Annotated in this window: 13 protein-coding genes and 1 riboswitch; of the genes, 6 read left to right on the forward strand and 7 right to left on the reverse strand. The window is 72.2% G+C overall.

Features of this window, described 5'->3' with window-relative positions:
- Positions 1–164: 164 nt before the first annotated feature.
- The 4 genes from AC3ETA_RS07470 to AC3ETA_RS07485 form a co-directional block, all read right to left on the reverse strand.
- Positions 165–1,478 (reverse strand): hypothetical protein, encoded by a 1,314-nt coding sequence (locus tag AC3ETA_RS07470; protein ID WP_432191996.1) that lies wholly within the window; start codon positions 1,476–1,478, stop codon positions 165–167.
- 342 nt (positions 1,479–1,820) lie between these two features.
- Positions 1,821–2,987, reverse strand: a complete 1,167-nt coding sequence (locus AC3ETA_RS07475) for a VWA domain-containing protein (protein WP_432191997.1) — start codon at positions 2,985–2,987, stop codon at positions 1,821–1,823.
- Between the two features lie 151 nt (positions 2,988–3,138).
- On the reverse strand, positions 3,139–5,838 hold the full coding sequence (locus AC3ETA_RS07480; RefSeq protein ID WP_432191998.1) for a DUF5682 family protein: 2,700 nt from the start codon (positions 5,836–5,838) through the stop codon (positions 3,139–3,141).
- 342 nt (positions 5,839–6,180) lie between these two features.
- On the reverse strand, positions 6,181–7,311 hold the full coding sequence (locus AC3ETA_RS07485) for an ATP-binding protein (RefSeq protein WP_432191999.1): 1,131 nt from the start codon (positions 7,309–7,311) through the stop codon (positions 6,181–6,183).
- 166 nt (positions 7,312–7,477) lie between these two features.
- Here AC3ETA_RS07485 and AC3ETA_RS07490 point away from each other — a divergent pair, with 166 nt between their 5' ends.
- Both AC3ETA_RS07490 and AC3ETA_RS07495 read left to right on the forward strand, forming a co-directional pair.
- Complete coding sequence (locus AC3ETA_RS07490) at positions 7,478–8,836, forward strand: SWIM zinc finger family protein (protein ID WP_432192000.1); 1,359 nt, start codon at positions 7,478–7,480, stop codon at positions 8,834–8,836.
- Between the two features lie 73 nt (positions 8,837–8,909).
- Positions 8,910–10,538 carry a DUF5691 domain-containing protein gene (locus AC3ETA_RS07495; RefSeq protein ID WP_432192001.1) on the forward strand — a complete coding sequence of 543 codons (1,629 nt, stop codon included), beginning with the start codon at positions 8,910–8,912 and terminating at the stop codon, positions 10,536–10,538.
- Between the two features lie 167 nt (positions 10,539–10,705).
- On the opposite strand, the gene icmB is transcribed toward AC3ETA_RS07495, so the two are convergent.
- A complete protein-coding gene (icmB, locus tag AC3ETA_RS07500) occupies positions 10,706–11,122 on the reverse strand; it encodes a coenzyme B12-dependent isobutyryl CoA mutase small subunit (protein WP_432192002.1) in 417 nt (138 codons plus the stop codon).
- A gap of 658 nt (positions 11,123–11,780) precedes the next feature.
- Here icmB and AC3ETA_RS07505 point away from each other — a divergent pair.
- Positions 11,781–12,641, forward strand: a complete 861-nt coding sequence (locus AC3ETA_RS07505; protein ID WP_432192003.1) for an esterase/lipase family protein — start codon at positions 11,781–11,783, stop codon at positions 12,639–12,641.
- Positions 12,642–12,910: 269 nt separating this feature from the next.
- Positions 12,911–14,479 (forward strand): M23 family metallopeptidase, encoded by a 1,569-nt coding sequence (locus AC3ETA_RS07510; protein WP_432192004.1) that lies wholly within the window; start codon positions 12,911–12,913, stop codon positions 14,477–14,479.
- 67 nt (positions 14,480–14,546) lie between these two features.
- Here the strand turns inward: AC3ETA_RS07510 and pcrA are convergent, their stop codons facing one another.
- Entirely contained in the window at positions 14,547–17,033 is a 2,487-nt protein-coding gene (gene pcrA, locus AC3ETA_RS07515) for a DNA helicase PcrA (RefSeq protein WP_432192005.1), read from the reverse strand.
- Positions 17,034–17,387: 354 nt separating this feature from the next.
- Positions 17,388–17,557: riboswitch (cyclic di-AMP (ydaO/yuaA leader) on the forward strand.
- Positions 17,558–17,565: 8 nt separating this feature from the next.
- On the opposite strand from pcrA, the gene AC3ETA_RS07520 reads away from it, so the two are divergent.
- Positions 17,566–18,738, forward strand: coding sequence for a C40 family peptidase (locus AC3ETA_RS07520; protein ID WP_432192006.1), 1,173 nt, complete (start codon positions 17,566–17,568; stop codon positions 18,736–18,738).
- 316 nt (positions 18,739–19,054) lie between these two features.
- Entirely contained in the window at positions 19,055–20,050 is a 996-nt protein-coding gene (locus AC3ETA_RS07525) for a tellurite resistance/C4-dicarboxylate transporter family protein (RefSeq protein WP_432192007.1), read from the forward strand.
- Here AC3ETA_RS07525 and AC3ETA_RS07530 read toward each other — a convergent pair.
- Positions 20,028–20,381 (reverse strand): hypothetical protein, encoded by a 354-nt coding sequence (locus AC3ETA_RS07530; RefSeq protein WP_432192008.1) that lies wholly within the window; start codon positions 20,379–20,381, stop codon positions 20,028–20,030. The two genes, AC3ETA_RS07525 and AC3ETA_RS07530, sit on opposite strands and share 23 nt — an antisense overlap.
- Positions 20,382–20,574: the final 193 nt, after the last annotated feature.

Genomic DNA, 20,574 nt, shown 5'->3' on the forward strand with positions numbered 1-20,574 from the left:
GGACCGGCGGGACCGGGTACGGCTCCGGCGGCTTCCGTCCGGGGGATGTCGCTGACATCGGGGAGCCTGGGAGGCGTCCGGACGGACGGGCAGACCTGTTTCCGCCCCCGCGCGGCAGGTCCGCGGCGGGGAGGGTCGGCCTACGGGCCCAGCGGCTCAGGGGCCTATGCGGGGGAAACCGGTATGTCCCGGTGCCTGTCCTGGATCGCGTCCGCTTCCGCACGGACGGCGGAGCCGGGCACCAGCAGCAACGCCACACGCCGGTGCGACGCGACCGCATGCGCGTCCCCGTGCCTCGGCGTACCGCTGTCGCCCACCGCGTGGTAGCCCACCGCACCACCCGGGCGGTCGGCCGGCGCCTGACGGGCGGGGGCGTGGCCGGACGGCGCCATACGGTGCGCGTGACCGGCCGCCGGAGCGGGGAACGCGGCCCCGTCGGCTCCGAGGCCGGGGCCGTGGACGCCGTCCGCTTCCTTGCCGGTACGTCCCTTGGGGGTGCGTCCGTCATTCGAGCCGGGCGCGTCCGACCCCGGCTGCGGCGTCCCGGTGACCGGGGCCGGCAACGTCTGTCCCGGCAGCGCGGGCACACCTGCGCCCGGCAGGTCCGGGAGCCCGGGAACGGCGGGGAGTTCCCAACCCGGCCAGCTCGGCCACGTCGTCTCGGGCGCGGTCGGCAGCGCGGGCAACGACGCCAACGGCGGCACGGCCGCCTGCACCTCGGCAAGCCCCGCGGCCAGATCCTGGGTCACCGTCCGCACGATGTCGCCGACGGGCTCCACGACCTGGGTGCCGACGGCCTGCCCGAGCTGATCGGTCACCGGGGCGAGGATCGGGTCGTCGGCGGTGGGCCGAGGGGTGTGGGTCGGGTCGGGCTGGTCCTGGGGCTGGGTCGGCGGAACCCCGGGCTTCCGCGGAATCTCCGGCTTCCGCGGAATCTCAGGCTGAGAACGCTGGTCCTCGGGAGCCGGGTTCCGCGGAGGCGCCGGGTCGGCGGGCGGCGCCGTCGACTCGTCGTGGGCGCCGGGCTTGGCCTGTGCGTCAGGCGTGATGGGGTTGGCGGGCTGCGCGGTGAGCTCGGCAGGCGGGCTCAGAAGCCGCTCGACCGTGCCCTGTACCGACGTGTCTTGTACCGACGGGCCCTGTACCGACGTGTCCTGTACCGACGGGCCCTGTACCGACGTGTCCTGTACCGACGTGTCCTGTACCGATGGGCCCTGTACCGACGACCGGAGTTCGTCCGAGGCCGAGGCCGACGCGGACGACACTGCCGACGGCGCCGATACCGCGGATGTCGCCGACACCGACGAAGCGCTGACCGGTACCCCGCCCGGCCCGTCTGCCGCGTACGCCCGCTCCGTACCGAGGAGCCCGATCGCGAACAGGCCGCCCGCCACCAGCCCCAGTTGCAGCGCACGCCGCCCGGCCGCGATGCGCAGGACGCGCACGGCGGCACCGGGCAAGGTGGCTGTCCAGGTCAAGACGGGGTGGTCCCTCCATGCGGCGGAACGAAGTACACGTGCCGAGCGTCGAGTCGACTGGACGCGGTACGGACGGGCGGCGCGACAGCGCACCACCTGGCAGGCGTCGATCCTTGCACGCCCCTCCTGCCGTCGCGCAAGCCCCCCGCCAACGATGCGCACTCATGTCCGTTTTGCTGACCGAAGTCGGTCATCACTTGGTCGACAAATCACCGGTAACTCCACGCCCTTGCGTCCTGAGCCACCGGGTCCCGGACCTCTGGGTCCCAGACCTCTGAGTCCCGGACCTCTGAGTCCTGGACCTTCGGGTCCCGGACCCTTGCCTGCGGAGCAAGTTGTTCCTCAGACCGCGTCGGGCACCGGAATCGGGCGCTTCTCGATGGCCGCCGCCATCACCTCCGGGAACAGGTCGGGCGTACAGGCGAAGGCCGGTGCGCCCAACGCGGCGAGCGCGGCCGCGTGTTCCCTGTCGTACGCCGGCGCCCCCTCGTCCGACAGCGCCAGCAGCGCCACGAACTGCACCCCCGAGGCCTTCATCGCGGCGACCCGCTTGAGCATCTCGTTGCGTATGCCGCCCTCGTACAGGTCGCTGATCAGCACGACCACCGTCTCCGCGGGCCGGGTGATCTGCGACTGGCAGTACGCCAGCGCCCGGTTGATGTCCGTGCCGCCGCCGAGCTGGGTGCCGAAGAGGACGTCCACGGGGTCGTCGAGCTGGTCGGTGAGGTCGACGACGGAGGTGTCGAAGACGACCAGCCGTGTGTTGATGGACCGCATCGACGCCAGCACGGCCCCGAACACCGACGCGTACACCACGGACGCCGCCATCGACCCGGACTGGTCGATGCAGAGGACGACCTCCTTCTTCACGGACTGCGACGCCCGCCCGTACCCGATGAGCCGCTCCGGCACGATCGTCCGGTACTCCGGCAGATAGTGCTTGAGGTTGGCCGCGATGGTGCGGTTCCAGTCGATGTCGTGGTGGCGCGGCCTGCTGATCCTGGCACTGCGGTCGAGGGCGCCGGTGAGAGTGGCCCGGGTGCGGGTCGCCAGCCGCTTCTCCAGGTCCTCGACGACCTTGCGCACGACGGCACGCGCCGTCTCCTTCGTCGTCTCCGGCATGGCCCGGTTGAGCGAGAGCAGCGTGCCGACGAGGTGCACGTCCGCCTCCACCGCCTCCAGCATCTCCGGCTCCAGCAACAGCGTCGACAGCCCGAGCCGGTCGATGGCGTCCCGCTGCATGACCTGGACGACGGAGGACGGGAAGTACGTCCGGATGTCCCCGAGCCACCGCGCCACGGACGGCGCCGACGCCCCGAGCCCCGCCGAACGGTCCCTCCCCGACTGCGTCCCCTTGTCCCCCTTTCCGTAGAGCGCGGTCAACGCCCCGTCCATCGCGGAGTCCTTGCCGGAGAGCGCGCAGCCGGTGCCGTCCGCCTCGTCCCCGCCGAGCACCATCCGCCACCGCCGCAGCCGCTCCCGGTCCGGGTCCGTCGCCTCGGTCGTCATCGGCACGCCCCCTTGCGAGGCCGCTCCCACAGCGGGAGCACCGGCACGGTGGTCGTCAATGGCCGGCCGCCCTGTGCCGCCGGCCCGTGCGGCTGCCTCCCGGCGCCCGCCGCCGCTGCTCGCTCCCCCGGTTCCGTCATCACGTCGGTCGTCATCCCATCGCCCCCACAAGGTCGTTGCCCCCGAGGCCGCCCTCGGCGCCCTCGTCCGTCTCCATCCGGTCCAGCCCCAGCAGCAGCCGCACGACCGGCACCACGGCGTCCGCCCGCCCGACGTCGAACTCGTCCGCGAATCCGGGTATCCCGGCCCCGCCGCCCCCCGCGCCTGGCCACTCGCCCGGCCCGCGCCGGACCAGTTCCCCGAGAGTCCGCCGCACCCCCGGCTCATACGCCGAGAAGGTCCGCCGCAGCAGCGGCAGCACATCCGTGAACCCCTCCGCCGACACCCCCGTCAGCCACGCGTCGACCAGCCCGAGCAGCCTCTCGTCGTGCACGAGCAGCATCCCGCCGCCCGAGCCGCCCCCGACGAACCCCTCGATCCACGCGGCCGCGTCCCCCGGCGGCGTCCCCGGCGACAACGCGAGCCCCATCGCCCGAGCCGCCTCGTCCTGCCCCACCTCCCCGTCGTCCAGCAGCAACCGCACCGCGCGCCCCCTGATGACCCCGGGCACGGTGTCCCGCACCACCAACACCCGCAGCACGGCATGCCAGCGCTTGCGCAGATCACCGTGCCCGGGGGAGGACGAGCCGTCCGAAGCGCGGTGCCCTGCCGACATCCCCTCGCCACAGGCTCCGTCCCCGGTGCCGCCGGCTCCACCTTCGTCACCGCGCCCGGTGTCGGCGACCTGGCCCTGGCCACCGTGCTCCGATGCGGCCCCCACATCGCCCTGCCCGGAGCCGGATCCGCCCCCACCTCCCGTATCCCGACGCGAGCCCACCGCATCGCCCAGCAACCCGACCGCCCCATGCACCGCGTCGACATGGCGCCGCATCTCCTCGGCCGCGTCGGCGTCCAGCGCGGCGCAGGCCGGGGGCAGGCCGACGAAGACGCGCTCGGCGAGTCCCGCGGCGACCTCCGCGAGCGCCCCGGTGTCCGTGCCGCGCACATCGCCGTACCGCAGGGAGCGGACCAGCGCGGGCAGGGCCTGGGCGAGGTGGCCGACGTCGGTGTCGAGGGCGGCCCGGTCGGCGAGGATCCGCATCACCGTGGGCAGCGCGTCCGGCAGTTCGGCCAGGAGGCAGCGCTCGGCGAGGGCGGTGACGTCGGCGAGGCCCGGCGCGGAGACGGCGTCCGCCTCGGCCTTGGCGATCGCCGCTGCGAAAACGGTGGTCCCCCACACCCCGGCCTCGGCGACCCGCACGGACAGCTCCGGCTCCCACCGCAGCCGCCACGTCTCCCGGAACGTCCCCGTGCTGCCCCGCGACGCGACCGGCTCGCCCCACTCCACCCGCAGCAGCCGCAGCCGGTGCAGCAGCCTGCTGCGCTCGGCGTCGTTCTCCTTGCGCAGGTCGAGCTCCAGCTCCCGTTCCAGCGCCTCCGGCTTGAGCCGCAGCCGGCGCTGGATCCGGTCGAGGTCCCGCTGCAACGGCACCGCCGGCGCCGACCGCGGCACCTCCCCCAGCACGTCCCCCACGACCAGCCGGTCCCGCACCAGGGCCAACGGCACGTCCGAGCCCTCGCACATGACCGCCCGCACCGCGTCGGTCGTCTCGCTCAGCCCCGGCAGCGGCCGCCCGCGCATCGCCGCCAGCGTCTCCGCCAGCCGTACCGCCTCGATGACATGGGCCGAGGACACGATCCGGTCCTCGTCCCGCAGCAGCCCGGCCACCTTGGTCATCCACCGCTCGACGGGCCGGTCAGGCGCACTGAACAGGTGCCCGTACCACCCCGGCGAGTCGATCCCCGCCCCGTAGCCGCCGGCCCGGGCCAACCGCCGGTTCGTCCACGGCACCCAGGTCATGCCGGCCTTGACCTTGGGCAGCCCCTTCAGCAGCGCCTTGTCGGCGCCGACGGTGCTCCTCTGCCGTAGTGCGGGCACGTGCCAGGCCCCGCACACGACGGCCACGTCGGCGCCGAACTCCCGCTGCGCCGCCCGCATCTGGAGCCTCATATGCGCCTCGCGAACGAGGTCCCGGTCATGTCCCCCGCTCCCGTACGCCTCCCGCAGCGCCCCCATCGCCTCTTCGAGCCCGAGGAACGGCGCGAACACATCCCCGTCCCCCGCCCTCCGGTGCTCGACGACGTCCTCCCACCACCGCTCGGGATCGTCGTAACCGGCGACATCGGCGAGCACGGCGAGGGGGTCCACCCGTACGGCGGCACGAGGATCGGTCTCCTCGGCCTGCGAGCCGTCCGCGCCGTCCGTGGGTTCGTCGGCGTCGGCGGCCGGCTCACCCCCCGCACCCGCATCCGGCGCGGTCTCGTCCGCCTTCCCCCACGCCAACGTGTGCGTGGCAGGCAGGTCGATGAACCGGGCCGGCACCTGGTGCTCCACGGCCCAGCGGATCGCGACCCACTCCGGGGAGAACTCGGCCAGCGGCCAGAAGGCCGAACGCCCGGGCTCGTCCACGGCATGGGCGAGCAGCGCGACCGGGGGCCGCATCGCCTCGTCGGCGGCGAGCGGGATCAGCACGTCGGCCTCCGGCGGGCCTTCGATCAGCACCGTCCGTGGCCGCGCAGCGTCCAGCGCCGCCCGCACCGCACGTGCCGACCCGGGCCCGTGATGCCGCACCCCCAGCAGCAACGGCCCCGACGGCTTCACCGCCGAACGCGATGCCGCCGAGCCGTCCGAGCTGCCCGAGCTGCCCGACTCGGTGCGCTCATCGCCCGCCCCGCCGGTGACCACGTTCATCCCCTGACTCCCCGCGCTCTCAACGCCGTTCACATCGACCCCCGTTCCCACAGCCGTCCGACGCCGTCGCCCGCCGCCTCGCCATCGCTCACGTCCTCGCCATCACCGCGGCGTCCGTCCTGACCCCGCTGCGGCTTCCCCGGTCCGGCGGCCCCTCCGACGAGGCCGCCGGACCGCACCGCCCCCGTCAGCCCTTCGGCCACCACGGGCCGCCGTCGGTCACCGTCCCGGCCTCCCGATGCCGCACCACCGTCCCGGCCTCCCCTTGCCGCGAAACCGCCGCGGACCCGCTTCCTCCCGAGCCCCCACGCGGCCGGCCCCAGCCGAGGTCGTCCTCGTCGCTCACACGCTCACCTCTCGACAGGCCCGGTAGAAGTCCGTCCAGCCGTCCCGCTCACGCACAACCGCCTCCAGGTACTCCTGCCAGATGACGCGGTCGGCGGCAGGGTCGCGGACCACGGCGCCGAGGATGCCCGCTGCGACGTCGCCGGGCCGCAGCACTCCGTCACCGAAATGGGCGGCCAGCGCGAGGCCGTTGGTGACGACGGAGATCGCCTCGGCCGTCGACAGCGTGCCGCTGGGCGACTTCAGCTTCGTGCGGCCGTCGGAGGTGACCCCGTCGCGCAGCTCACGGAAGACGGTCACGACACGGTGGATCTCGTCGATGCCGTCCGGCACGGTCGGCAGGTCGAGCGACCGGCCGATCTGGTCGACGCGGCGGGAGACGATGTCCACCTCGGCCTCGGCGCTCGCCGGCAGCGGCAGCACGACCGTGTTGAAGCGGCGGCGCAGCGCGCTGGAGAGGTCGTTGACCCCGCGGTCGCGGTCGTTGGCCGTGGCGATGAGGTTGAAGCCGCGGACCGCCTGCACCTCCTGTCCCAGTTCCGGTATGGGCAGCGTCTTCTCCGAGAGGATCGTGATCAGCGTGTCCTGCACATCGGCAGGAATACGGGTCAGTTCCTCGACACGGGCCGTCATCCCCTCCGACATGGCCCGCATGACGGGGCTCGGCACGAGGGCGTCACGGCTCGGCCCGTGCGCGAGCAACTGCGCGTAGTTCCAGCCGTACCGGATCGCCTCCTCCGGGGTGCCGGCCGTGCCCTGCACCAGCAGCGTCGAGTCGCCGCTGACCGCCGCGGCCAGGTGCTCGGAAACCCAGGTCTTCGCGGTACCCGGCACGCCGAGCAGAAGCAGGGCCCGGTCGGTGGCGAGCGTGGTGACGGCGACCTCGACGAGGCGCCGCGGGCCCACGTACTTCGGTGTGATCACCGTGCCGTCGGCCAGCGTGCCGCCGAGCAGATACGTGGCCACGGCCCACGGCGACAGCTTCCAGCGGGCCGGACGCGGACGGTCGTCCTGCGCGGCCAGCGCCGTGAGTTCATGGGCGAAGGCATCCTCGGCATGCGGTCGCAACGCCTCGGTCGGTTCCGCCTCCCGCACCTCGGCAGGTGTCGGTTCTACGGACACAGGCATGGCAAAGTCCCCCTCCAGCTCGGCCGGTTCAGCCGTTTCGGATCTGGCAACCACGTTGCACCACGCCACTGACAATGCGTTCCGACCTGCACAAACGCCGTCATGGGCCCGCCGCCGGGTCCGCTGCCCGGGCCGATTGTCAGTGGTGGGATCTACCTTCGATGACATGACTCAGCAGGGGGTGCGCTGGACTGCGGACCAGGTGCTGGCGCTGGCGCCTGACGCCGCGTCACGCAAAGCGGGAAGCAAACTCGGAGCGGCGGGGCCGTGGTCCGAGGCGGGGAGTGCCGACGAAGGGACGGTGTGGGGGCTGTGCAAGGGCAGTGGCAGCAGGCCGTATCAGACGGTCATCGACATCGCGGACGCGTCCGGGCCCGCGTACAAGTGCAGTTGCCCGAGCCGGAAGTTCCCGTGCAAGCACGCGCTCGGGCTGTTGCTGCTCTGGGCGGGCGAGGACGGCGCGGTGCCGTCGGCTGCGGAGCCGCCGGACTGGGCGGAGCAGTGGATCAAGGGGAGAAGGCAGCGTGCCGAGGAGAAGCGGACGGCGGGCGCGTCCGGTTCCTCGCCCGCCTCCGCTGATCCGGAGGCGGCACGGCGAAGGGCGGAGCGCCGGGCCGTACGCGTCACCGCGGGGGCGACGGAGCTGGAGCAGCGGCTGACGGACCTGCTGCGCGGCGGCCTGGCCGGCGCCGAGCAGGCGGGGTACGGGCTGTGGGAGGAGACGGCCGCCCGCATGGTGGACGCCCAGGCTCCGGGACTCGCGGCGCGCGTGCGGGAGTTGGGGGCGATACCTGCCTCCGGACCGGGCTGGCCGGTACGGCTGCTGGAGGAGTGCGCCCTGCTCCACCTCCTCGACCAGGGCTGGCTGCGCCGCGAGGGACTACCCGGCGGCCTGGCGGACACGGTCCGCTCCCGCATCGGCCTGCCCGCGTCGGCGGACGGCCCGCCCGTCAGGGACCGCTGGCTGGTCCTCGCCCAGTACGACACGGCCGACGTGAAGCTCACGACGCGCCGGATCTGGCTGCACGGCGCCGACTCGGGCCGTACCGCGCTGCTCCTCTCCTACGGCGCGGCCGGCCGAGCTCCCGAGCTGACGCTGCCGGTGGGTCTGGCCCTGGAGGCGGAGCTGACGGCATACCCCGGGGCGGGCCAGTTGCGGGCGGCCCTGGGCGAGCAGTTCGCGCCACCCGCACCCGCTTCGATACGGCCACCCGGCATGACGACGGCCGAGGCGACCGCCCGCTACGGCGACGCGCTCCGCGACGATCCGTGGCTGGACTCCGTCCCGGTGACCCTGGACCGGGTCATACCGGCGCCGGACGGCGACTCGTGGCAGCTGGCGGACGCCGACGCGGACACCGCGCTCCCGCTCGCCCCGGCCGCACGCGCCCGCCCGGGCCTGTGGCGCCTGGTCGCGCTGTCGGGCGGCGCACCGGTGAAGGTGTTCGGCGAGTGCGGCCACCGCGGCTTCACCCCGCTCACGGCCTGGCCGGAGGGGTCGGGCGAGGCCGTGCGGCTCTGCTGAGCACCGCGCCGTCTCCCCCACTCCCCTTCACTCCACGGCACCCAGCACACGAAGGCAGAGAGGAACGAACCTCATGAACAGTCCCTCCGTTCCCGTGGACTCGCCCGCGCCGAGCGCCTGGGAGGAACTCGTCACGGCGGCACTGCTCGGGACGGAACGGCGTACGCCGCCGGGCTGTCCGCCGGGCCGGGAGGCGCCGGTGGCGCTGCTGGACGCGGTGGCCGTGGAGACCGTACGGCGGCGGGCCGGGCTGCGACCTGCGCGTGCCGCCGACCGTCCGCAGCCCGCCCCCGAGGACGCGCGGCCGGCGCTGCCTGCTGCCGCCGCCCGCAGGCTGGCGATGCTGCTGGCCGACCGTCCGGGCGCGGGCGGTGGCGGCCGCCGAGGCACGGCACCTGACCTGGTGGAACTGCTGCCCGAGTGGCTCGCGCGAGCGAACGAGCGGGGTCTCGCGCCGCCTCCCGAGGTGCTGCCCGCGCTGCTGGACGCGGCGCGGGGGCGTACGGATCTGCGCCCGACGGCGCTGACGTTCGCGGGCCCGCGCGCGGTGTGGCTGGCCCGGCTCAACCCGGACTGGCGGTTCGCCCTGCGCGCGACCCCGGGCGGGGGCGCAGCACTGCCGCATCTCGACGACCCGGCCAAGGTGCAACAGCTCTGGCAGGAGGGCCTGTTCGCGGAGCGGGTCGCCCTGCTCTCCGCGATACGCGCCCGGGAGCCCGAAGCCGCGCGTGAGCTGCTGGTCACGACGTGGGCGACGGAGCGGGCCGAGGACCGGCTGATGTTCCTCGACTCGCTGCGCATGGGGCTCGGCGCACAGGACGAGCCGTTCCTGGAACAGGCGCTGGCCGATCGGAGCCGCAATGTCCGAGCGACCGCGGCGGAGTTGCTGTCGGCACTGCCGGGTTCGGCGCTCGCCGGACGGATGGCGGTGCGCGCCGGGGCCTGCGTGGCGCTGGATCACACGGGTGAGGCCCCGACGATCACCGTCGAGGCACCGCACGAGTGCGACGCGGGCATGGAGCGCGACGGGGTGGTGGCAAAGGCTCCGGCGGGCCGGGGTGAACGGTCGTGGTGGTTCGGCCAGTTGGTGGAGGCGACGCCCCTCGACACCTGGGCGAGGCGGCTCGGCCGACGTACGCCCGAGGAGATCGTGGCGCTTCCGGTGACGGACGACTGGCGGGCGGAGCTGCACGCGGCCTGGTGCCGGGCGGCCGTACGGCAGCGGGACGCCGAGTGGGCCAGGGCGCTGCTCGGGTCGCCCTCCGCCCCGGAGGCCGGCGGCCCGGGGGCGGTGTCGCTGGCCGAGCGGGCGAAGCTGCTGGGGACGCTGAGCTCGGACGAGCGGGCCGGGTGGGTCGCCGGGTTCATCGCAATGCACGGCCTGTCGGAGGCGTTTCAGCTGCTCGGAGTATGTGCGGTGCCGTGGGCCGCGCCGCTGGGACGTGCGGTCGTGGACGCGCTCAACATCGCGCGGGACGCGGGGAGTTATCCATGGAGTTTCAGTGGAGTGATGGGCCTGGCCGAGCGCTGCCTCGACCCGGCCGAGGCGAGGCGCCTGGACGGCCTGCTGGCGGTACCGGACGAACCGGAGGACGCGTCGCCGGGGGCCGGGGGGTACTGGGCGGAGGCGTTCCAGCGGCTGGTGACGACACTGCGGTTGCGTGCGGCCATGATCGAGGAGCTGGGCACACCGGGCGCTTGAGGACGAGGCCGTTCAGGCCGAACGGGAATCCGGGGGCGCCCCCAGCCTCCGGCCGCCCCCACGCCTCCACACCGGCACCGACACCCGCGCCCGCGCCCGCGCCGACACCCGCACCCGCACCCGCACCGGCACCGGCACCGGCACCGGCACCGGCACCGACGAGCGACCTAGGCCCCTGCCGGCTGACGCACGTTCGCCCGCACCCAGTCCACGATCGTCTGCGTGGTCGCGCCCGGCGTGAAGATCTCCGCGACGCCCTTCTCCTTCAGCGGTGCGATGTCCGCCTCGGGAATGATCCCGCCGCCGAAGATGAGGATGTCCTCCGCCTCGCGCTCCTTGAGGAGCTCGATCACGGCGGCGAAGAGGGTGTTGTGGGCACCGGAGAGGATGGACAGGCCGATCGCGTCGGCGTCCTCCTGGATCGCGGTGTCGACGATCTGCTCCGGGGTCTGGTGGAGCCCGGTGTAGATGACCTCCATACCGGCGTCGCGCAGGGCCCGCGCGATCACCTTGGCCCCGCGATCGTGGCCGTCGAGTCCCGGCTTGGCCACCACCACGCGGATCGGACCGGCTGCCACACCCATCACTGCCTCCATGAAGCGACTACTTCCATCCGTACCGACAGGCACTGCTCATGTATGAGTTATGCCGCACTCGCCGCACATGTCATACATGGTGCGCCTATCGCACATTTCCGCCGCTCACCGCACCGGACGCGCCCTCTCGGCACGGATGCCCCGGGCCACGCCGCCCGGAGAAGTGAACGAACGTTATCGCCAGCATCCCGCAACCGGCAGTTTCGCGGTGCAGACCGAGGGGGAAATCACACGGTGGGACACGTTCGCCGCGCACCGTTCCACATCACTGCGGCACACGGACCGCAGGAGTCTGCGGCCCACACGTCGCAGCGGGACCGTGCGCAACGGGAGCCGCAACGAGGTCGCCGCACCACCGCGCCGCAGGCCGCGCGACGTGGCGGTGGGGCGGGCCGACGGTGGTACGAAGGGCACGTAGGGCAGGTAGGGCAGGTAAGGCACGACAGCGGGGAAGCCTCGTCGCCAATCCGGCAGCGGCCCCGTCGGGTCATCGGCGCACCACGGCCACCAGGGCCGGCTCACGCACCGCGCGCCACGCTCGCCCCACGGACCCTCGCCCTACCCCGCCGGCCGCCTCGGCCGCGACTTCCCACGAGGGCACACGGGGGCCGGAGCCGTCCTCCTGCGTGCCACAAGGAGGTCGGCCATGAAGGTCACCGGGACAACCATCCCCTTTCTCCCGCTCTACCGGCGTCTGCTCCCGGGCAGGCTCGCCGGCCTCTCCCTGGCCCTGCTGAAGGCGACCGCGCTGGAGATCGCGATCCTCGCCGGACATCTGCTCCTCTATCCCTCCGGCATCACGCAGGAGCGCCGCAGCACCCCCGCGCTCCCCTCCCCGGACACGGCCCAGCTGCCGACGGAGACCAGTCCGCCCGTCGTCCTGCTGCACGGCTTCATCGACAACCGCTCGGTCTTCGTCCTGCTGCGCCGCAATCTCGCCCAGCACGGCAGGCACCAGGTCGAGTCGCTCAACTACTCCCCGCTGACCTGCGACATCCGCACCGCAGCCGAGTTGCTCGGCCGGCACATAGAGGGAATCTGCGAGCGCACCGGCAGCAGGCAGGTCGACGTCGTCGGACACAGCCTCGGCGGGCTGATAGCTCGTTATTACGTGCAGCGCCTCGGCGGCGACCACAGGGTCCGCACTCTCGTCACGCTCGGCACGCCGCATTCCGGCACGCGTGTCGTCCCGCTGGCGAACGCGCACCCCATCGTGCGCCAGATGCGCCCTGGCTCACCCGTCCTCGAGGAGCTGGCCCGCCCCGCACCCGGCTGCCGTACGCACTTCGTGAGCTTCTGGAGCGATCTCGACCATCTGATGGACCCGCTGGAGACGGCCTGCATCGACCACCCGGACCTGCTGGCGCAGAACGTCCGCGTGAGCGGCGTCGGCCACCTCGCCCTGCCGGTGCACCCCGCAGTCGCGACCGGGATCCGGCAGGCCCTCGACTCCACCCGCACCGGAGCCGCTGCCGTCACCCAGGCCGACGGCATGACAGTGGCGTAACCAGCCCGCCGCCACCCGTCGCCACTCCGCGAGCCGCCTCCGCACAGCCCGAGCACAGCGGTCCGAGATCGAACAATCTTCGAACACAAGGCCAACATCGCGCCCGCAGTCCGCCAAAACACGGCCGAATGCCCGTTTCCTTCGCGCACGAAACCTGCCGAAGATTGTCGTGCCCGCGTACTGCCGGGTACAGTCGCCGCACTGCTCTGGCAGCCCCTGTAGTCGAGGCGAGAGAGAAGTTGGTGAACGATCGTCACCCGTCGGGGACCATGACGTCTCCGACTCCGGCTCCCGACGCCGCCTCGGCGCATTACGCGTCGTACGGCACGCAGGAAGCCCATTACGGTGACTCCACCACCTACGGCGCCTACGACGCCACAGGTTTTGCGACCGCCACACCGACCTTCGACGCGGACCCCCTGTTCGGCAGCCTCCCGGGCGACGGCACGGGCACGTACGACGCCACCCAGTGGTCCACGGGCAGCCACCACACCGCGCACTACGACGCTTACGCGGCCCAGCATCAGGCCGCCTACGACACCGGCGCGTACGAGACCGCGGCCTGGGGCACCGAACACGAGCGGCTCGCCTTCGTCCCGCAGCAGGCCGACGGCCATGACGTCTCCGGCCAGTGGGACGCGAACGCCTGGCTCCAGCCCGACCAGACGGCCGCCCCTCAGCCCGACCAGACCCAGAACTGGGAATGGGGCACGACAGCCTTCGACACCGGGGCGTACGACGCCACCCAGTGGAACTCCGACGGCAGCACGGCGCAGACGACCGGCGACTTCGAGCCGTCAGCAGAATCCTTCGACCAGCAGGCGACCGCGCACTTCGACCAGATCGAGCACGGCACCGCCGCGGCCTACGAAGAGCACACGCAGTACGACGAGCACGCGGCCTACGAAGAGCACGCTCCGTACGAGGACCACACGGCCTCCTACGACGAGCACACGCCGTACGGCGACACCTCGTACGACGAGCAGGCCCAGCACGAGGCCGAGTTGACCGCCACCGGCGAACTCCCCGCCGTGGCACCCCTCCTCGACGACCAGGAGGAGATCGCTCCGGCCCCCTCTCCCCGCGCCGGCTCCCGCAGCGCGGCGCGCTCCCGCCGCCGTACGCCCCCGAAGCGCTCCGCGCTGCTGACGATCGCCGTGCCCTCGGCCTGCGTGATGGGCGTCGCGGGGATCGCCGCCGCATCCGTCGGCAACCTGACCGACGACAAGGACGCGTCCACGCTGGCCTCCGAGGGCGAGGCGGTGAAGCCGTCCGCCGCGAACAACAAGCTGGACACCCAGCTCGAGAGCCTCTCCGCCGGCGCCGACGACTTCGCGGACCGGGCCAGCCGTACGCAGGAGCGCATCGACCTCAAGGCGCAGCAGGCGGCCGAGAAGCGCAGGGCCGCCGAGGAGGCCGCCCGCAAGGAGCGGCTGCGTCCGAAGTTCGCGGTTCCGGTCGCCCAGCACGGCCTCAGCGCCTACTTCGGCCAGTCCGGCATCAACTGGATGTCCGTGCACACCGGCATCGACTTCCCCGTCTCGTACGGCACGACGGTGATGGCCGCGACCGACGGCACCGTCCGCACGCAGTGGAACAGCGCCTACGGCAACATGATGATCGTGACCGCGAAGGACGGCACGGAGACGTGGTACTGCCACCTCTCCAGCTACCGCGTCGCCTCCGGTACGACGGTCAAGGCCGGCGACCCGATCGCGTACTCCGGCAACTCCGGCAACTCGACGGGCCCGCACCTGCACTTCGAGGTCCGGCCCGGCGGCGGCTCGGCGATAGACCCACTGTCCTGGCTGCGCAGCCACGGGGTCGACCCGTCGTAGGCGACGCGACCAAGACCTGAGCACGCGCCCCCGCCCTTCACCGGCAGCGGGGGCGCACTTGTCGGCGCTAGAGCTTCTCCACCGGCGCGTACCGCAGCAGCAGCCGCTTCGGCTTGGTGTCCCCGAAGTCGATCGTCGCCTCGGCGTTCGCGCCCGTGCCCTTCACACCCGTCACCGTGCCGAGCCCGAACTGGTCATGCGTGACACGGTCGCCGACGGCGAGCTGGACGACCGGCTTCTCGGAGGTGCGGCGCGTGGCGAAGCCGGACGCGCCCGACGCCGAGGAGCGCGAGCGGGACGACGACAGCGAGGCGGCGACCCCGGACACGGGCCCGGAGGAGACCGGCGCGGTCGCCCCGGTGCGCTTCCAGTCCACGTGCGCCGCCGGGATCTCCTCCAGGAAGCGGGACGGCGGGTTGTACGACGGCTGCCCCCACGCGCTGCGCATCGCCGAGCGCGTCAGATACAGCCGCTCACGCGCGCGCGTGATGCCGACGTACGCGAGCCGCCGCTCCTCCTCCAGTTCCTTGTTCTGGCCGAGGGCGCGCATGTGCGGGAAGACGCCGTCCTCCATGCCGGTGAGGAAGACGACCGGGAACTCCAGGCCCTTGGCGGTGTGGAGGGTCATCAGGGTGATGACGCCGGAGCCGTCCTCCTCCTCGTCCGGGATCTGGTCGGAGTCGGCGACCAGCGCGACCCGCTCCAGGAAGTCCGAGAGTCCTCCGGTGGCCTCGCCCTCACCCGTCTCCTGCTCGAACTCCAGGGCGACGGCCGCGAGTTCCTGGAGGTTCTCGATACGCGTCTCGTCCTGCGGGTCGGTGGAGGCCTGCAACTCGGCCAGATAGCCGGTCCGTTCCAGAACCGCCTCCAGCACGGTCGCCGGCCCGGCCCCCGACTCGACGATCGTACGGAGCTCCTCCATCAGCGTGTTGAACCGCTTGACGGCGTTGGTGGACCGCGCGGCCATCCCGTACGCCTCGTCGACGCGCTTGAGCGCCTGCGGGAAGCTGATCTTCTCTCGCTGCGACAGCGCGTCGATCATCGCCTCGGCGCGCTCGCCGATGCCCCGCTTGGGCACGTTCAGGATCCGTCGCAGCGGCACGGAGTCCTCGGGGTTGGCCAGCACCCGCAGGTAGGCGAGGACGTCCCGGACCTCCTTGCGCTCGTAGAAGCGGACCCCGCCGACCACCTTGTAGGGCAGCCCGACGCGGATGAAGATCTCCTCGAAGACACGGGACTGGGCGTTCGTCCGGTAGAAGACGGCGACGTCGCCGGCCTTCGCGTCGCCCGCGTCCGTCAGTCGGTCTATCTCCTCGGCGACGAACTGCGCCTCGTCGTGCTCGGTGTCCGCGACATAGCCGGTGATGCGCGCGCCCGCGCCCGCGTTGGTCCACAGGTTCTTGGGGCGGCGGGACTCGTTGCGCTCGATGACGGCGTTGGCTGCGGTCAGGATCGTCTGCGTGGAGCGGTAGTTCTGCTCCAGCAGGATCGTCGTCGCGTCCGGGTAGTCCTCCTCGAACTGGAGGATGTTGCGGATGGTGGCGCCCCGGAAGGCGTAGATCGACTGGTCGGCGTCACCCACCACGCACAGCTCGGCGGGCGGGACGTCGTGCGCGCTCGGCGGCACGTCGACGGGGTGCTCGCCGGTCCCGACGAGCTCGCGCACCAGCGCGTACTGGGCGTGGTTGGTGTCCTGGTACTCGTCCACCAGCACATGGCGGAAGCGCCGGCGGTAGTGCTCGGCGACGTCCGGGAAGGCGCGCAGCAGGTTGACCGTCGTCATGATCAGGTCGTCGAAGTCGAGGGCGTTGGCCTCCCGCAACCGCGACTGGTACAGGGCGTACGCCTGAGCGAGGGTCTTCTCGAAGCCGTCCGTCGCCTGGGCGGCGAAGTCCTCCTCGTCGATCAGCTCGTTCTTCAGGTTGCTGATCTTGGCGCTGAAGGACTTGGGCGGGTACCGCTTGGGATCGAGATCCAGATCACGGCACACGAGCGCCATGAGCCGCTTGCTGTCGGCGGCGTCGTAGATCGAGAACGACGAGGTGAACCCGAGCTTCTTGCTCTCCCGGCGCAGGATGCGCACGCACGCGCTGTGGAACGTCATCACCCACATCGCGTTGGCACGCGGGCCGACGAGCTGCTCGACACGCTCCTTCATCTCGCCCGCGGCCTTGTTGGTGAAGGTGATCGCGAGGATCTGCCCCGGATGCACGTTCCGCTCGGCGAGGAGGTGGGCGATGCGGTGGGTGAGCACACGCGTCTTGCCGGAGCCGGCGCCGGCCACGATGAGCAGCGGGGTGCCGGAGTGGACGACGGCGGCACGCTGGTTGTCGTTCAGCCCCTCCAGCAGCGCCGCGGCGTCGATGACCGGCCGCGGGGCGCCGTCGCGGTAGTGGTCGTCCCGGTCCGGTGGCACGTCGAACTTCCCACCGAACAGATCGTCCGGAACCGGTTCCGGAGCGTGCTCGTCCTCGGGCGGCGGCGGGTGCTCTTCCTCGTGGGCCCGAGGGGCCTGGAGGTCCGCCAGGAAGCTGTCGTCAAAGAGGCTGCTCATCGCTCTCCGAGTCTAGGCCGCCGCACTGACAGCCCGCCCCCACCCTCGAAACATCACAGCCCCGAACCCCCGACGATCACCCCCCGACCCCCTCCCTCACTCCCAGCAACCGCCCCACCGCAACCCGCAACCGGCCACCCCAGACGGGCATCGACACTCCCAAATCAACCTACTCACCCCTCACGCCCACAAAACCTCGCACGCTCCCCCGAACCAACCACCGCCCGTCGCGTTCTGGACCAAGGTCACGAAAATGTATCGGGCATATCGAACATCAACCTTCACAGGGGCCACACGAGTTGGCTACCGTGCCGGGCAGGCCGTACGACCCCCACCGGCGAACGACGCCGGGCCGCACGGCCTCCGCCGAGTCCGGCGCGCCTCACGGCGACCGGAGCCGGGGACCCACCGAACTTGGGGTGAATCGGCCCGACTTCCCTCCCGGGGACGGGCCGTAGGGCAACCCTTCCGAACCACCCGCCCGAACCCGACAGCTAACTCGGTAGGCGGAACGTGGAAGGAGTCGCCTCCCTTGGCGTCGCACCGCAAGTCGCGTCCCGCCGGTACGCGCGTAGCAGGCATACGCACCCCTGCCCTCGCCACGGCCGCCCTCACGTCCGTGGCCCTGCTGTCCCAGACGGCCAACGCCAGCCCGTCGACGGACGACAAGCCCAGCCTCGAAGAGGTCGAGAAGAAGGTCGACGACCTCTACCGCCAAGCGGAGTCGGCGACCGAGAAGTACAACGCGGCCAAGGACAAGACCGCGAAGCAGCGCAAGCGCGTCGACACCCTCCTCGACGACGTGGCCCAGCGCACCCAGAAGCTCAACGAAGCCCGCGAGGAACTCGGCCGCAACGCGGCCGCCCAGTACCGCACCGGCGCCGCGGCCCCCGACACCGCGACCTTCCTCCTCGCGGACAACCCGCAGGACTACTTCGACCAGACGCAGCTGATGGACCGGATGACCGGCCGTCAGAAGGAGTCGGTCGACGACTACTTCACCCAGCAGTCCGAGACGATGGAGAAGCGCCGGGAGGCCACCCAGAGCCTCGAGACGCTCACCGACTCGCAGAACGACCTCAAGTCCGCCAAGGCCACGGTCCAGCAGAAGCTCTCCGACGCGCGCGAGCTCCTCTCGAAGCTGACGGCCGAGGAGAAGGCCCGCCTCGCCGCGATCGAGAAGCGCAAGCAGGAGGAGGCCGCCCGCAAGGCCGCCGAACTGGCCCGCCAGCAGGCGGAGGCCGAGCGCCAGCGCCAGGAGGAGGCCGCCGCCCAGCAGCAGGAGAGCACCCAGCCTCCCGCCGACTCGGGCACCTCGGACTCATCCTCCGCGGACTCCTCCTACGCCACCAAGGCCGAGAAGGCCCTGGCCTTCGCCCGCTCCCAGATCGGCAAGCCGTACGTCTGGGGCGCAACCGGCCCCGACTCCTACGACTGCTCCGGCCTCACCCAGGCCGCCTGGAAGGCCGCCGGCGTCGACATCCCCCGCGTCACCTACGACCAGGTCAACGCCGGCACCACGGTCCCCCTCTCCAGCGCCCAGCCCGGCGACCTGGTCTTCTTCTACGACGACGTCACCCACGTGGGCATCTACATCGGCAACGGCATGATGATCCACGCCCCCAAACCCGGCACGTACGTCCGCGAGGAGTCGATCTACTACGACGGAGAGTCGTCGATCCACAGCGTGGTCCGCCCGGCCTGAGCGGGAACGGACGCCCCCCGGCACTGGCAGTCGCCCACGGGGCGGCAAGGGGCCGTGCCGAGGGTGTCCGCCCGCAGCGGCGGGCGTCAACAAACAGCACCCTTCTTCGTGCCGGGCAACCGCCCGACCGAGGACGGACACCCCCCAGGCACGTCCCCGACCCACCCCACACCCGCAGGCGCAACGCACGCCCCCACCCAGCGCGACGGGCCGCCGCAGGCATGACCACGAAGGAACCACCTGACACAGGGCGATTTCCCGACACCCCCGAGCGCGCCCCACGGCCATCCCCCACCCCGCTCCATAGCATCGCCCCATGCCCGGCCCCACGACCCCCACCTCCCCCTTCCACACCTGGTGGTCGCAGCGACCCCCCGCAGCCGGCGCCGCGGTCATGGCCACCGGCATCCTCTCGACAGCTCTGCACCAGACGGGCTACGAGACCCTCTCCCGCATCGCCCTCGCCCTCGGCTGCGCAGCCTGGCTCGCCCTGGCCGCCGACTTCACCGCCCGCTTCCTCCAGGACCGCGACAGGTGGCGGAAAGAGGCGGCCACCCCCGCCGCCCTCACCGCCATCGCCGCGACGGCAGTCCTCGGCACCCGCTTCACCACCCTCGGCTGGGTGCCCCTCGCCGAGGCCCTCCTGGCCCTGGCCACCGTGCTCTGGCCGGTGCTCCTCCTGGCGGTCCTGCGCCGCTGGCACCGCCGAATGCCCGGCGCGGTCTTCCTCGGGTGCGTGGCCACAGAGGGCCTGGCCGTACAGGCCGCGGCGCTGGCTGCCGCCGAGACCACGGCATGGCTCGCCCACATGGCGCTCGTGTTCTTCTGGCTGGGCCTGGTCCTCTACGTCGTGGCCCTGCCCCGCTTCGACCGGCGCCAGCTCGCCCGCGGGGCCGGCGACCAGTGGGTCGCGGGCGGCGCCCTAGCCATCTCCGCCCTGGCCGGCTCGAAGCTGCTCGCCGCCGACAGCCCCGCCCTCCACCTCTGGAACGACGACGACTACGGCGTCCTGCGCACCATGACCGTCGCCCTGCTCGTACTCGGCGTCGCCTGGTACGCCGTCCTGCTCCTCGCCGAGTTCGCCTGGCCGCGCCTGCGCTACGACGTCCGCCGCTGGTCCACGGTGTTCCCGATGGGGATGGCGGCAGCCGCGACGCTCTCCGTCGGCACCACCCTGGACGCCCCATGGCTGGAACACCCGGGCGAGGCACTGATGTGGATCGCAGTCGCGGCCTGGCTGGCGGTCACGGCGGGCGCGGCCTGGAACTGCACACGCCTCGGCAGCAACGTCACGTCCACAACACGGCGATGAAGACGTTCGCCATGGTCAGCAGCCCCACCAGCCCGAACAGCCGCTTGTCCACGGTCTCCTCGTCCCGCTTCACATAGACGAGCCCGAGGATCACGATCAGCAGCGCCAGCTTCACACCGATCTTGATGTTGTTGACGGACTGATCGTCCGCCTGGTTGAGACCGACGAGGACCACCCCGGTGACCAGCATGGTCAGCGCACCGTGCAGCATCGCGGGCACGAACCGGGCGGTGCCCTGCCCCATCGCCTTCATCTGCGTGAAGAACCCACCGAGCAGCGCGGCGATACCGATGATGTGCAGCCCGACGAACAAATGGATGAGTACGTCCATGGGCCCGGAGCCTAACCACCACGAAAAACCCGCCCGACACCGCCCCGCACCCTCTTGCGCCCCGCATATATGCGCGCCATAGCACCCCGCCACCCTCAGCCACCCCCAAACCGCCACTTCGGTCAGCACTCAGCGTGAACCAGACGCCTCCATCCAGGGATCACGCTCACTTACGGTCACCATCGGTCCGCTC

The organism is Streptomyces sp. bgisy027 (assembly GCF_057710365.1).